The sequence below is a fragment of the Butyricimonas sp. BSD2780061689_150309_C8 genome (assembly GCF_015560935.1).
GTDB classification, from domain to species: domain Bacteria; phylum Bacteroidota; class Bacteroidia; order Bacteroidales; family Marinifilaceae; genus Butyricimonas; species Butyricimonas paravirosa.
In genome coordinates this window covers 435,296-448,688 of the sequence record NZ_JADMSV010000002.1, presented here as the reverse complement: position 1 = coordinate 448,688, position 13,393 = coordinate 435,296, and the positions used below count along the sequence as shown (strand labels likewise).

At 41.9% G+C, this 13,393-nt stretch carries 11 protein-coding genes and 1 pseudogene; 7 read left to right on the top strand and 5 right to left on the bottom strand.

Annotated features, from left to right (window positions below; translation table 11 throughout):
• Positions 1-76 precede the first annotated feature (76 nt).
• A pseudogene (locus I2I33_RS04485) lies at positions 77-493 on the top strand (helix-turn-helix domain-containing protein); the annotation flags it as partial.
• Positions 494-623: 130 nt separating this feature from the next.
• On the opposite strand, the gene I2I33_RS04480 reads toward I2I33_RS04485, so the two are convergent.
• Complete coding sequence (locus I2I33_RS04480; protein ID WP_087419802.1) at positions 624-1,250, bottom strand: hypothetical protein; 627 nt, start codon at positions 1,248-1,250, stop codon at positions 624-626.
• A gap of 478 nt (positions 1,251-1,728) precedes the next feature.
• Here I2I33_RS04480 and I2I33_RS04475 point away from each other — a divergent pair, with 478 nt between their 5' ends.
• A complete protein-coding gene (locus I2I33_RS04475; RefSeq protein WP_087419803.1) occupies positions 1,729-2,178 on the top strand; it encodes a PepSY-like domain-containing protein in 450 nt (149 codons plus the stop codon).
• Between the two features lie 944 nt (positions 2,179-3,122).
• Here the strand turns inward: I2I33_RS04475 and I2I33_RS04470 are convergent.
• The 3 genes from I2I33_RS04470 to I2I33_RS04460 are packed head-to-tail and all read right to left on the bottom strand — an operon-like array spanning position 3,123 to position 7,270.
• Complete coding sequence (locus I2I33_RS04470; RefSeq protein WP_087419804.1) at positions 3,123-4,859, bottom strand: ABC transporter ATP-binding protein; 1,737 nt, start codon at positions 4,857-4,859, stop codon at positions 3,123-3,125.
• Positions 4,852-6,624: an ABC transporter ATP-binding protein gene (locus tag I2I33_RS04465; protein ID WP_087419805.1), complete on the bottom strand. Its 1,773-nt coding sequence runs from the start codon at positions 6,622-6,624 to the stop codon at positions 4,852-4,854. The genes I2I33_RS04470 and I2I33_RS04465 overlap by 8 nt, the downstream gene beginning before the upstream one ends.
• 10 nt (positions 6,625-6,634) lie before the next feature.
• Positions 6,635-7,270: a class I SAM-dependent methyltransferase gene (locus I2I33_RS04460; protein ID WP_087419806.1), complete on the bottom strand. Its 636-nt coding sequence runs from the start codon at positions 7,268-7,270 to the stop codon at positions 6,635-6,637.
• Positions 7,271-7,646: 376 nt separating this feature from the next.
• Here I2I33_RS04460 and I2I33_RS04455 point away from each other — a divergent pair, with 376 nt between their 5' ends.
• The 3 genes from I2I33_RS04455 (at position 7,647) to I2I33_RS04445 (ending at position 10,907) form a co-directional block, all read left to right on the top strand.
• Positions 7,647-8,258, top strand: a complete 612-nt coding sequence (locus I2I33_RS04455; protein WP_087419807.1) for a TetR/AcrR family transcriptional regulator — start codon at positions 7,647-7,649, stop codon at positions 8,256-8,258.
• Between the two features lie 116 nt (positions 8,259-8,374).
• Positions 8,375-9,349 (top strand): alpha/beta hydrolase, encoded by a 975-nt coding sequence (locus I2I33_RS04450; protein WP_229128184.1) that lies wholly within the window; start codon positions 8,375-8,377, stop codon positions 9,347-9,349.
• A 580-nt stretch (positions 9,350-9,929) separates the two neighbouring features.
• Positions 9,930-10,907 (top strand): hypothetical protein, encoded by a 978-nt coding sequence (locus tag I2I33_RS04445; RefSeq protein ID WP_087419810.1) that lies wholly within the window; start codon positions 9,930-9,932, stop codon positions 10,905-10,907.
• Between the two features lie 31 nt (positions 10,908-10,938).
• On the opposite strand, the gene I2I33_RS04440 is transcribed toward I2I33_RS04445, so the two are convergent.
• Positions 10,939-12,258 (bottom strand): MATE family efflux transporter, encoded by a 1,320-nt coding sequence (locus I2I33_RS04440; RefSeq protein ID WP_087419811.1) that lies wholly within the window; start codon positions 12,256-12,258, stop codon positions 10,939-10,941.
• Between the two features lie 359 nt (positions 12,259-12,617).
• Between I2I33_RS04440 and I2I33_RS04435 the strand changes: the two genes are divergently transcribed.
• A complete protein-coding gene (locus I2I33_RS04435) occupies positions 12,618-12,800 on the top strand; it encodes a hypothetical protein (RefSeq protein ID WP_087419812.1) in 183 nt (60 codons plus the stop codon).
• 231 nt (positions 12,801-13,031) lie between these two features.
• Positions 13,032-13,373: an RNA recognition motif domain-containing protein gene (locus tag I2I33_RS04430; protein ID WP_027202973.1), complete on the top strand. Its 342-nt coding sequence runs from the start codon at positions 13,032-13,034 to the stop codon at positions 13,371-13,373.
• The last annotated feature ends 20 nt before the right edge of the window (positions 13,374-13,393 follow it).

Genomic DNA, 13,393 nt, shown 5'->3' with positions numbered 1-13,393 from the left:
AACCGGGTCAATTTCGAGTGGATTTCAAGGACCAAGTTCTATTGGAAAAGAAGGGCCAAATTAGTGCGGATTTTCCATTATTACGCAGTTAATCAACACGATTGTTATTGTTGTCGCCCGCAACATTGCCATGTTCCTGCCTGAACAGATAAATGAAGACTCGGAAGAAAAGTCGCTGAACATTTTGCAATATATCCAATCCAACATTTGCTATCCCGAAAAGATAAAAGCCAAAGCGATAAGCCAGCATTTTGGTATTTCCCCTAATTATCTTGGGAGGTACTTCAAAAAGCAGACCAACGAAACCATGCAACAGTATATCTTAAACTATAAAATGAAAATGGTAGAAAGTCGGCTTTTACACAGTGAAATGAGAATTAGCGAAATTGTGGAAGAACTGGGATTCACGGATGAAAGCCATTTGAATAGGCTATTCAAGAAATACAAAGATTGCAACCCTACTGATTTTAGGAAGAAGCATAGGGGGCAATAAGTTTTTTAGAATGCATAAGTACAGATTATTCATCCTTATATGTTTTAAATACAACATACAAGCAACAATATATAAATTTTAAACTGAAATCAAATATAAACTTACGTATATGAATATGATTTATTACTTATTAAATTATAGATAAAACCCCAAATATGATTGTCAAAACCATTCCGATAATTGCTAACGGAATAGACCATTTATTCAAATTTTCAATTTTCTTTTGTTGTTCATATCTGGTAATAATAACACTACTCAATTCACCTAGTTTTCTATTTATAGAATTTTGGTCTCCCAATTTATTAAATGCACTTAAATCATTAATTATATTTCGCTCTGTATCTGGCAAGTCTGTATAAGGATTCGTAGTTTCGTTTTCTTTGATGAAATTGGTAATTTTATCTTTTATTTCTATTACTTTATCTTGTGCTAAATCCTGTCCAACTTCTTTATTTATAAGTCTAGCAAGAATCTCTCTAAGCCATTTATTTAAGTCCTGTCTGTTTGTTAAATCTTCGGGACTCAATTTTGTTATACCAGAATATATATTCAATAAATCAGTTGAATTTGCAATAGTATTATCTGATATACCCTTAATAAAAGTATTAATAAATACCTTTTTCCGTTCTAATCTTCGAGCCTTTATCTTTCCTAATAAGTGAATTACAGAAAATGAATATACAACAGTAAAAACAATGGTGAAGATAGCCAAAAGAAGATTCTCTTTTCCTAAAATATATTCGATTATCTCATTCATTTTTATATTAAATAAGTTTTAAGTTATCAAATGGTAATACATAAAATTCATCAAAATGCAAAAATACAAAAAAACAATTCTCCAACTACGAAATAGTTACTTTTACTTATAATCTAATTTAAGTGCAAGGTGCAAGTATATATCTATATATAGCTTGCACCTTGCACTAACCGTAGAATGTTTATTTTCAATGATTTGCGTATTTGAAAATAATGTTGTATCTTTGAACCGAAGATAAAGGCAGACACAATCCCGACAAGGGAAGCCAAATGTTCTTTGAAAAAAGTGCCTAATTCGTACCCCTTAAAAGATAGAGGTGCGCTAAAATATTGATTTTAAGACTTGTGAACCGCTCGGTTCAAGACCCAGCTGGATCACGAAAAGAGACTAAATTATTGATTTTTAGTCTCTTTTTTGTTGTAATACAGGTTTCGTGAGTGATACTTTTTTGAAACATGGTCAAATTTGAGTTATTGGTATGAAAAAATTCGTTTTATTATTGATGATTTGTGTTTTGGGGATTCATGTGTTTGCCGGAGATATTGATGAGGCACAAGTACCTAAGGTGGTAAAGGAGTGTGTGAAACAGGCGTACCCGGAAGTGAAGAAGATCAAGTGGGATTTTGAGGAAGATGAGAATGTCTACGAGGCGGAGTTTGAAATCAATGATTTAGAATATAAGTTGGAGATTACCCCGGAAGGAAAGATCGTTTATTCAAAAGAGGACTTGACGATCGAGTCTATTCCCGACGTGATCAAGGAGTATTTGAAGAAGAATTATGAGGGTTACAAGATCATGGGTGCCAACAAGATCACGAAAAAAGGCATCGTAAAATATGATGTCGGTATTGTAGGGAAAAATTCATACGGGCATAAACGTCACCATAATATTTATTTTGACGCGAAGGGGAACGTGGTGAAACAGTAATTATTCATTGAAATCGGTTTGGGTATAGGTTACCTAACCTTTTTTGTATTTTTATAGGGTGTTATCTTATAGTTCATTTGCTTATACAAAGAAATCGGGCGTAAGCACTAAAATGTTCAATGCATTGTTTCCTAAACAAGAACAAGCCATTAATCATGCTAAAACTATCATGAAACAATTTGATAGAAACAACCCGGCACAACAAGAATCTTCTACTACAGTTTATTTGCTAGTAGAAGAATTAAATAAATTTCTATAATATTAAAAACCTGTTTAAATTTCGTGTTGATACGATAAAAATCTTGGGTGGCAGTTGTTCAAGAGACTGATACAAGGGATCATCTAATGGTAAAGCCATATAAATTCACGTCCGTGATATTACTCTAATCCAACCCGGATAAAGAAGTAATTTAACCCAAATAATCTCGCTCCCTCAGAGATCATTCGATGCTTACCCGGAGCCTAGCCATTCCGTAATGTTTGAGCCACGAAGAAGCTTCGAATGATCTTCGAATAAGGGAGATTATTTCCCTAGGATTTCCGTGGGATTTCCCTTGTTTTTTTATTATAAGTTAGGTTTGATGGTGTCGGGAAAAATTCATTCGGGTATAAACGTCACCATAATATTTATTTTGACGCGGAGGGGAACGTGGTGAAGCGATAGTTATTCTCTAAACTAAGCTTACTTGTAGGTTACCTAATCTTTTCTGTATTCTCCATAGGGTGTTGTTATATGAATAAATTTGCTCGGATGATAAAGAAATAGAGAGGTAGGGGGAGAGGAGGCGTTTATTATTCTTAGCGGAACCTCGTGAATAAGTCAGCGGGAAGTGAACGAGGAGGATTATTGATGTGTGTGGATGGTTTTGTAAAGATATGATTGAGGAACTTCGTGTTCCCTGGTGAGGGATTGTCTTGCTCTCGAAAGGGAACACAAAGTTGGATTAATTTATGCTCGTAATCTGTCTTTCAATCATCTTTGCGAATATTCCTTTTTGTTTTTTCAAGTATTCTGCTGATCCGCTTTCCACTACCTGACCGTCTTTCAGCACGATTATTTTGTCGGCATTAGCCACGGTACGCATCCGGTGAGCGATGATCAGTACCGTTTTGTCCCGAACGAGTTCGGATATCCCGGCTTGAATTTTGGTTTCATTTTCCACGTCGAGGGAGGCGGTTGCCTCGTCAAGCAGGACGATCGGGGCATCTTTCAGCAGGGCGCGGGCGATAGAGATACGCTGGCGTTCTCCACCGGACAGGGTTTCCCCGTTTTCCCCGATAATGGTCTGGTAGCCTTGGGGCATTTTGCTGACGAATTCATCACATTGGGCAAGCCGTGCGACACGTAGTACTTCCTCGTCACTGGCATCCCGTTTTCCAATACGGATGTTGTCCATGATGGAGGCGTTGAAAAGAACCACGTCTTGGAATACGACAGAGTAATTTTTCAGCAAGGTTTCCGGATCGATACGACTGATGTCCTGTCCGCCTAGGGTTATTTTTCCCGATTGTATATCCCAGAAGCGAGCAGCCAGTTTGGTCGCGGTGCTTTTGCCGCTACCGGATGGGCCAACCAAGGCGGTCTTTTCTCCTTGTCTTGCCGTGAAAGAAACTTTATTTAGTATGGGTTTCCCTTGTTCATACGAGAAGTCAACTTCTTGGAATTCTATATTGAAATTTTCAGGTTTAAAGTTCGTGTTTCCTTGTTGGATCGGGAGTGATTCCATTTCATTCATCCGGTTGATTCGGATATCCAGATAGAACAAGGCAGCGAGATTGTTCATGACTTCATTTAACGGGTTGTAAATCCGTGAACCGATTACCATGAATATCAAGTAAGTGAACAGGTCTACACTGCCGTTTGCCAGCATGTTGGCTCCCACGATTATCACGCTTGCCAGTCCGAGTTTCAAGATGCTTTGGGAACCGTTTACTAGGATGCCGAGGGTCAATTCATTGCGAGTCAGCATCTTTTCATAGGTGTCGATTCTTACGTCCAGTTTTTTCAAGTAATCACACTCTTGATTGTAGGACTTAATCTCTTGAATCGTGTCCAGTCCTTCCTGTATATGTTCGGTTACGGCCCGTTTTTTCAGATAGTTGGTTTCGTTACTTTTGAGGATTGCTTTTTTCGAGAAGAGAATAATAGCCACAGCCAGCGGGACTACCCAGAATAGGGAGAGGGTTAATTGCCAGTTGTAGAAGGCCATTCCGATAGCGATCAGTAACAGGCTGATGAGAGAGGCAAATAGTTGGGGAACGGCATGAGAGAACGTGTGTTCCAAATCCGTGCAGTCGTCCATGATCGTGGCGGTCAAGTCGGAAAGGTTTTTCTCCCCGAAGAATGACAAGGGTAGTTTACGCAGTTTTTCAGCCAGTGAGATCCGTCGGTTGGCACTTTCGTCGTACACCGTGGTGTAGGTGGAACGATACTGTAAAACGGCGATGATGTACATGACGATCATGAAGGCAAGCCCTAGTAGGCTATAATAGAGAATACCGTGTGTCACGGATGCTGATGGGGTAAATACCGGGCGAAGATAGTCTTCGAGAAACAGGAATACGAAAACGGCCGGCAGCATCAGTGCGATGTCAAGCAGGACGGTGAAAAATGTTCCTTTACAGAAGTCTTTCGCTCCTTGTGTTGAAAGGGCGAAACGTTTTTTTATCGTGTTAAGCATGAGTGATCTCCTTTCCAATAGTCCAGCGAACGGATTGCTGGTATTCGTTCCACATATGATTGTAAATCCCTTGTTGTTGGATTAATTCGGTGTGTGTTCCCTGTTCTGCTACTTTTCCTTTATCTATGACCAGGATATTGTCGGCATCGGTTACACTCGACAAACGGTGAGCGATCATCAGCACGGTTTTTCCTTTGGTCAGTTCTTTCAGGGCTTGTTGTATTAAGTGTTCGTTTTCCGGATCGGCAAAAGCGGTTGCCTCGTCGAGTACGATAATGGGAGCGTTTTTCAAGAAAGCACGGGCTAGTATGATACGTTGTTGTTCGCCCCCGGAAAGGTATGTCCCTTCCGAGCCTATTTTCGTGTTCAGTCCAAGGGGAAGTTTATCGATGATTTCCCGGCATTGGGCCATGTCCACGGCTTTCTCGACTTCGGGCTGCGTGGCCGTGGGATTGCCGTATTTAATGTTTTCAAGTAGGGTCGTTTTGAATAATTTCGTGTTCTGGAATACAAATGATATATGTTGCATCAATTCGTTCGGGGCGATGTCTTTCACGTTGATATTGCCCACCATCACTTGGCCTTCCGAGGTTTCCCAAAAGCGGGGAACGAGTCGGGCCAGGGTGGTTTTTCCCCCGCCTGATGCTCCGACGAGGGCAACTCTTTTCCCCTGGGGAATTCTGAAACTGATCCCGTCGATTGCTTTTTGTGTCGTTCCCGGGTAGTGGAATGATACTTGATTAAATTGAATACTGAAGTCTTTTAACGGTTTCGGGGAGGACGGAACGGGGAGTTTCTCGTAAGAAACTAGGTCTTCGAGACGTCCGATAGCCTCACTCGCTTGTCCCAAGGCTTGGTTTAAATACATGCTTTTCATGATACTTTGAGAGAAGACTGGGGTGATGAGGACGAACAGGAAAAAATTGAGTAACACCGGGGCGTGATTTCCCGTGTACCCGATCAACAGGATAGCCAGAGGGGCCAGAAAGAACACGAAACCATTGATAATGACGGTGTAGAATGACATGGGCTTTTCCCACATTCGAGTGTAGCCGAATACCATTTTATTATAGTTTTTGATGCTTTTGTGAAAGTTCTTGAACGAGTAGATGGTTTGCTGGAAAACTTTCACTACGGGAATTCCTCTCACGTATTCCACGGCTTCCGTGTTCATTTCTTCGAGGGCGGTCATGTAGCTTTGCATGAATTGCCGTCCTTTGGTTCCCATCATGAATCCCATCACGATCATGGATATAATGACGGGAGCCATGCAGGCAAGGCCGAGTCGCCAGTCAAATGAAAAGATGAGTATGGCCGCAACGAGTGGAACGAGGAACGTGGCTGCCAGGTCGGGCATTTGGTGGGCCAGGAAACTGTGGGTGATTCCCGCGTTGTCATCAATGATTTTACGGATGCGCCCGCTGGTGTTGTAATCGAAAAAGCCGAGGGGCATTTGTACGATTTTACGCATGGCTTCACGGCGCAGGTTGGATTCGACTCGGAATGCGGCCAGGTGTGACGCCATCAGGGCTGCAAAGTAAAGAATCACGCTGCCCACGGCTAGACCGGCAGCCCACCACGCGTAAGTTTCTATATTGCCGGAAACGATAGTTTCGCCGGGGGCGAGTAATTCTCTTACAATAAACCAGATCAGTATGTACGGCAACATACCTGCCAGCGCACTAAGGGCAGATAATGCCATGGATACGGGCAAAAGTGCTTTTCGATTGCCCATGTACTGCTGAAGTTTTTTTAATGTATTCATGATATATTATTTAATTGTTTGAACTTTGCTTTTGTGCCACGATACATAAATCTTCTTTGTTCTTCCGGTGTAGGGTGATATTGGTAAAGCCGGATTGGGCAAGGATGTATTTTAGTTCGCTGCTTGGATGCACTACCATTCCTTCTATGCGGCTTGTCCAGGTTTCGTTTGTCGGGTCACTTGCCTCACAACAGATTAGAAAGAATCCGTTGTCTTTCAGCACTCGTTTCACTTCAATAAATGCCCGGTGAAGATCACCCCAGAAGTAGATTGTTTCGAAAGCGGTAACAACGTCGAATGAATTGTCTGCATACGGGAGCCGGTCGGCACTCCCTTGATCCACGAAACAACGTGTGCCAAGGTGTTTCATGTTTTTCTTTCGGGCAAATGCCACGCTTTCCTGTGAGATGTCGATGCCGTGAACTTTCCCTTGCGGGCATAGTTTCAGTATTTCCGATAAGTTGGCCCCACCGCCACAGCCGATGTCGAGAGTGTTCCACTCCGGTTGCCATACTAGGCAGGATCTGGCCCAGCGTGACAGAGGGGCGTGTCCCTTGTTCATACCTCTTAATATCATTCTGCCGAGAAATCCTTCCGGTTTTCCAGCGTTTTGGAAAAACTTGTTGATAAATCCTTTCTTCTCCATGGTTATTATATTAATTTTCGATGTCTTTCAATAAAGAACAATATTTAAAATCGTTCAAAAAAAGAGAGCTTGTATTTCTACAAGCTCTCCGTGGGGTGATTTTGATTGTGGGATGCGTTATATTTTGTTTGTCAACATTTCTTTTCGTCTTTTTTTTCGTCATGTGGTAATATGAATTTTATTTTAGACAAAATTACAACTCCGGGAGGAACGGGACAATCCCTAAAAATAGTGAATTTTTAATGGAAAATTTCTGAATCATAGTAAATATGGGCCCCCCTATATCAAGTAGTCTGAACGGGTAAAATCATCATTTTTAGGGATTGTCGGGATGTGTGATTACTTGTTTATTTACATTTAAATAATGAACCGAACTATGCAAAAGTTGAAGAATGACATCAGAAGAGAGCTGTTGAAGTCCGCGGAAGAATTGTTTCTACGAAAAGGATTTCAGAAAACGTCCATGCGTGAAATTGCCGAGACGGCGCAAGTCGGGTTGGGAAATATTTATAATTATTTTAGTGGTAAGGATGACCTTTTTTGCTCGATCGTGTATCCCGTTACCCATGCTTTTGAGCGGATGCTGGAAAAGCATCACGGGCATTACGGGGCCGATGTGATGGAGATATTGAGCGAGGTTTATCTTCGGGAGGCGGTTGACGAGTATATCGTGCTGATTCGTCGCTACCGGGAATTGATGATCTTGTTGTTGTTCCGGGCTCAGGGATCATCCCTTGCGAATTTCCGGGAAAGTTTTACCGATCGTTCCACTGAGTTGGTGAAAGAGTGGTTTTCGGAAATGAAATACAGGTATCCCGTTCTGAACGTGACGGTTTCCGATTTTTTTATCCATCTTCATTCCGTGTGGATGTTTACTTTGTTCGAGGAAATTATCATGCATAAGATAGAGGATCAGGAAATTGAGCAAATCGTGGCCGAGTACGTTAAGTTCGAGATTACCGGGTGGCGGGATATATTGAAAATATAGGTGAATGTTATAGAAGTATGAAAATTTATACTTAATTTCGATGGCAAAGTGACCGGGTTCATAAGGTATATTTGTAGATGATTGTCCGGTCGGAAGAACAAAAAACAGGCACGTGTATGGACACTTTTTACGAGGAAGATATATTGGGAGAGGGGTTTCAACGAACGACACTTTCTTTACGGGATGATTACGAGGGATCGGTGGTTGCCACGCTTGTTCGCCGTTTGTCGGATACGGGAAACGGTCGGTCGGTGCTTTATATTCACGGTTTTAATGATTATTTTTTCCAGCGGGAGATGGCTTGGCGTTTGAATGAACGGGGTTTCCATTTTTATGCGCTGGATTTACGAAAATACGGGCGTTCATGGTTATCTCATCAAAAGTTTAATGACATCCGGGATATTCGGGCTTATTTCGAGGAGATCACACTCGCTTTGCAAATGATCCGGGAGGAGGGAAGCCGGATAACCGTTTTGTTAGGACATTCCACGGGCGGGTTGATTGCCACGCTTTACGCTAAAGAACATGGGGATAGTTCTCTTTTTGACGGTATCATATTGAACAGTCCTTTCTTTGATTTTAATAAAAGTTGGTTTGTGAAGAAGTGTATCCCGTTTGCCTCGTTCGTGGGAGGTTTTTTACCGGGGATAAAGATTGCCGGAGGATTCACGGAGCAATATGGTAAATTCCTACACCGGGAGAGTCGGGGTGAGTGGGAGTATAACTTGGCTTGGAAACCGCATGTTGCGCCCCGGATTAATTTGGGATGGGTTCGGGCTATTCATAAAGCACAACGGGAGTTGAGGCAACCTTTTGAAGTACGAAAACCCGTGCTGGTTTTACATTCGGAGAGGTCAGTCTCGAATTTCTCGAATGAGGAACAAGTGCAGTCCCGCGATGCTATATTGAACGTGAGAGACATTCAGCAGGTAGCACGGAATATCCGGGGACAGGTGGAGATCGTGTCGGTCTTGGGAGGTCTGCACGATTTGGTTCTATCCTGCAAGGAGGTCCGGGGAAAGGTCCACCAGATCATGTTTGACTGGCTGGAGCATCAGTACGGGACGAATGATCGTAATTGTCCGGGTTAAAGCACGTGGTAAGTTTTATGGTGTGATTAAAAAAGAGAGGGTCCGCGACCTGATAGTGTGTGTATTTGGGTTATTGTTTTGAAGATTTCGCGGACCCGATAGCTCTAGGGACCCTCACGGTCAGCTGTTTGCGAGCTTTTGTTTTTTAGTTAAACAAGGGACGTATCCCACAGTTAACGAATTATGAAAAAAAAAGAAATGGTTTTAATGAACCTGATTTTACTCGATGTCTGTTATTTCTAAGTTTATTTATTTATTATTGTTTCATTAAGTTGATGTAAAGGTACAAGATTATTATTAATCCAAGTAATCTATAATTGTATGTGAATGTTGGTTGTTTTACAATAATAATAGATTGTTCTTGTTTTTGTTCTTGTTGGTTGCGGGGAAGAATAGAGGAGCGAGAAAAAATGGCTATTTTTAAAAGAAGGAACGGTGTGCTAATGTTGGATGTTTGAATTGGGAGGAAATGGAGAAGGTGCGTGTCAAAAATAGTCGCATTATGTTTCTTGTGTTTCGGGGATCTGGGAGTATTTTCCATACTTTTGACTTGAGTTCTTTATGAAAATAGTGTATAAGTATGAAAGATGTTTCACTGTATGAAAGTTTCCTGGCGGAATTGCGAAAGAAAATACCGCAAGGGGCTAAGTTGACAAATACTTTGGTTGATATGTTGTATATCGAACGGGAAGCGGTTTATCGTCGGTTGCGCGGCGAGGTCCCGTTCACGTTTATGGAGGTTATGACTATCACCAAGGAGTTGGGAATTTCTCTGGATAATCTGACGGAAACGGATACATGTAAGAGTCGTCCGTTTCAATTGAAATTGGTGGAGTATGCGAACCCGCTTGATGCGGATTTCCGGATGATGCAGGATTTCGTCGAGATATTCGCTTGTGCGGAGAATGAACCGGACTGGGAGGCCGGTTTCTCGACGAACACTCTTCCCAAGTCTTTTTGCTACTATTATCCCGGGATCACACGTTTTTATTTATTTAAATGGTTATATCAATATAGCAACGTGGATACGGTGAAACCTTTTCGTGAGGTGGTGATTAACGATCGGTTAGCTAGGATTCAACAGGACTTTTTACATGGAATGCGGTGTGTTAAATCCTCTTTTTATATTCTTGATCATCTGGTGTTTCATTATCTGGTGACGGATATGTTGTTCTTTGCCAGTATTAACTTGATTACACCCGAGGAGTTGAAGGAGTTGCAAGAAGAGTTGATCTTGCTGCTGGAGAAGTTGGAGCGTTTCACGGCGAAAGGATTGCACGAGGATACGGGGAACGAAATGTATATTTATCTGTCGAATATTAATCTTGACACTAGCTACTGTTACCTGGGTAGCCCGAATTATCAATTAAGTATGTTGAAAGCATTCACATTGAACGTAATATCATCTTTTGACTTGGAGACGTTCAACCGGTTGAAGAGCTGGATGAATTCGTTAAAACGTTCGTCCACGCTGATTACGGTGAGCGGGGAGAAGGAACGGGTACGTTTCTTTAGTGACCAGCACCGTTTGGTGCTGGACATGACGAATGCGGTCTGAAAAAGTTTTTCATGACCGTGTTCGTTCCTTATTATAGTTTCACTATTTTTTCGTTTGTTCTTTTCAGGTGAAACCATGAAAAAAGAAAAAGAAGGAGTACGTAAAGATGTTCCGATGTCCAGTACACCGCTAGCGGGACTTCTCCGATCCGGTTGATAGAAGAGAGGTAAACAAGATATATGATGATCGTGATACATTGATAGATGAATGCGGCACGGGTAGCCCCTGTTCCTGATACTGCGTTACAGAATACGTGTGCGGGAAGGGAGAGAATGTAATTTGATAACATAACAACAAAGGGCCAGAAGGCTAATTGCACGAGTTGCTTGTCCGGGGTGTAAATGCCCATGACCGTGTGGGGAAATAACAGGGCAATTGCGATTAACGGGGTGCCAAGAATGTAGCCGAGACGAATGATTTTCCGACACAAGGGCATGATTTGTTTTCTTTCCCCGGCTCCCGCCAAGTTACTGACGAGTGATCCCGTGGTGGTGGAGAAGGAACTCACGATGACGAAGAAGATCGTGGATATACTTCGGATGATATTGGCAATTGCTAGTTGCGTGGTACCGAGATGCTCGATGAGAATAAAGAAAAGGAACCAGGGTGCCACACTGATAAAGGAGTGCATCATGCTCCAGACGGAGAGGCGGAAAAGTTGTCCCATGAGTCGTTTGTTAAAAATGGCGAAGAGGCCGTAATGTTGTTTGTCTATTTTGAAACGAGTATAGCTGACCAGCACGAGTAATCCTCCCAGTTCGGAGATCGTGGATGCTATGGCGGCACCTGATATGCCCAAGGCAGGAATCTTCCCGGTACCGAAAATCAGCAGATAGTTCAGTAACACGTTCATACTTGCTAGAGTGACGGCAGAGACTGTGAGTATACGGGTTTTGGTGATTCCCACGAAAAATGCCCGGAAGGCCAGCATCGGAAAGGCGAAAAGCAGGCCGAAAGTTCGCCAGTCCAGATATTGTATAACAGCCTCGTATATTTCCGGGGAAGTCAGTAATCGTTGTAGAATGAATGGAGTGAATATTTTAGACAGACCGAAGAGCGTGACGGCGAGCGTGGTCAGAAAAAATAATCCTTGGAAGAACACTTTTCCTGTTTCCGTGGGACGTTGTTCACCGTTTCGACGGGCGATCATTACTTGCAAGCCGAGACTGAACCCGAATCCCAGTATGTAAAGGGAAAGGTAGTACATTCCTGCTATGGCGGAGGCTCCTAGTTCTGTTTCTCCGACATGTCCGAGGAATATGGCATCCGTGATATTTATTAATTGTTCGACTAACACGCTCATCATCACTGGATAGTTGATGAGCCAGATTTGTTTGCTTGTAAAATTCATGATTCAACTTGAATAGCACATAGCAAGTTATTTCCACAAGAGTGGATCACTTGTTATGTTCGGTAAATAAAAAAGGGTATAAACTCTGTTCCCGGAAACATATTCTGTCCCCGGCAGGCTTGTGCCTGCAATCGGAATACTATACAAGGAGCGTAGCTATATACAGAGTTGTGCTTTCATGTTGAATAATAGAGTTAACGATACAAACATACAAAAAAGATGTGAGATTCTTCTTTTTTGTAAAACTTTTATATCAAGGATGAATCGGGAATACGGTATGTAACCCTCTATTTTCGAGGACGTATAATATAGGTAGGATGGGAAGTTTCTCCCATGGATTAATAAAAAATTAGAAGGTTATGAAAGAACGTGAAGAAAAGAAGAAGAAAGTGGCGAGTGATGACCGGCGTGCCCGGAATATTCCTTCAAAACAAGACAAAAGTTGGGTCGGTGAACAACAGATGCAACAAGAGCAATTTGACAAGACCGAATTCGAGGAACGGGAGGCTAAAAGACATCCTAGAAGAAGGATATGTCACTGATTTAGTGCTTATTTTCGAGGGTAATATGTTTTTATTACCCTCGTGTTATTTTTACGGCCCGGATTGTTTGTTTATTAAAAATATTATCGTAGATTTGTCGTGATTTTGAGTTTTGATTTGATCGCTACAGAGCGTTTGCCTTCATCGTATTTTAAATGTATCGTTAAGCAGACTTTTCTAGACAATATCCGACCTCAAGTATTTAAATTATTAATTTTAAAGTTTGTATTAATGAACATTTACATTTCAAATTTAAGTTACGACGTGAATGATAGTGACTTAAGAGAGTTATTCGAAGAGTACGGTGAAGTTTCTTCAGCAAAAGTTATCATGGATAGAGAAACCGGAAGATCAAGAGGTTTCGGGTTTGTGGAAATGTCTGACGACACGCAAGGGCAAAAAGCTATTGATGAATTGAATCAAGCTGAGTACGATGGTAAGGTTATCAACGTGAACGTTGCAAAACCGAGAACCGATCGTCCGGCCGGTGGTCGTGGCGGTTTTAACCGTAATGGTGGCGGTCGTGATCGTCGCAGTAACGGTGGTGGTCGTAGTTTCGAGAAAAGATTCTAAAATATCTTGGATATAAGAAA

Excerpts from the sequence above, each read along its gene's own strand:
- I2I33_RS04480 (WP_087419802.1), bottom strand. The coding sequence starts at position 1,250 with ATGAATGAGATAATCGAATATATTTTAGGAAAAGAGAATCTTCTTTTG.
- I2I33_RS04475 (WP_087419803.1), top strand. The coding sequence starts at position 1,729 with ATGAAAAAATTCGTTTTATTATTGATGATTTGTGTTTTGGGGATTCAT.
- I2I33_RS04470 (WP_087419804.1), bottom strand. The coding sequence starts at position 4,859 with ATGCTTAACACGATAAAAAAACGTTTCGCCCTTTCAACACAAGGAGCG.
- I2I33_RS04465 (WP_087419805.1), bottom strand. The coding sequence starts at position 6,624 with ATGAATACATTAAAAAAACTTCAGCAGTACATGGGCAATCGAAAAGCA.
- I2I33_RS04460 (WP_087419806.1), bottom strand. The coding sequence starts at position 7,270 with ATGGAGAAGAAAGGATTTATCAACAAGTTTTTCCAAAACGCTGGAAAA.
- I2I33_RS04455 (WP_087419807.1), top strand. The coding sequence starts at position 7,647 with ATGCAAAAGTTGAAGAATGACATCAGAAGAGAGCTGTTGAAGTCCGCG.
- I2I33_RS04450 (WP_229128184.1), top strand. The coding sequence starts at position 8,375 with ATGGACACTTTTTACGAGGAAGATATATTGGGAGAGGGGTTTCAACGA.
- I2I33_RS04445 (WP_087419810.1), top strand. The coding sequence starts at position 9,930 with ATGAAAGATGTTTCACTGTATGAAAGTTTCCTGGCGGAATTGCGAAAG.
- I2I33_RS04440 (WP_087419811.1), bottom strand. The coding sequence starts at position 12,258 with ATGAATTTTACAAGCAAACAAATCTGGCTCATCAACTATCCAGTGATG.
- I2I33_RS04435 (WP_087419812.1), top strand. The coding sequence starts at position 12,618 with ATGAAAGAACGTGAAGAAAAGAAGAAGAAAGTGGCGAGTGATGACCGG.
- I2I33_RS04430 (WP_027202973.1), top strand. The coding sequence starts at position 13,032 with ATGAACATTTACATTTCAAATTTAAGTTACGACGTGAATGATAGTGAC.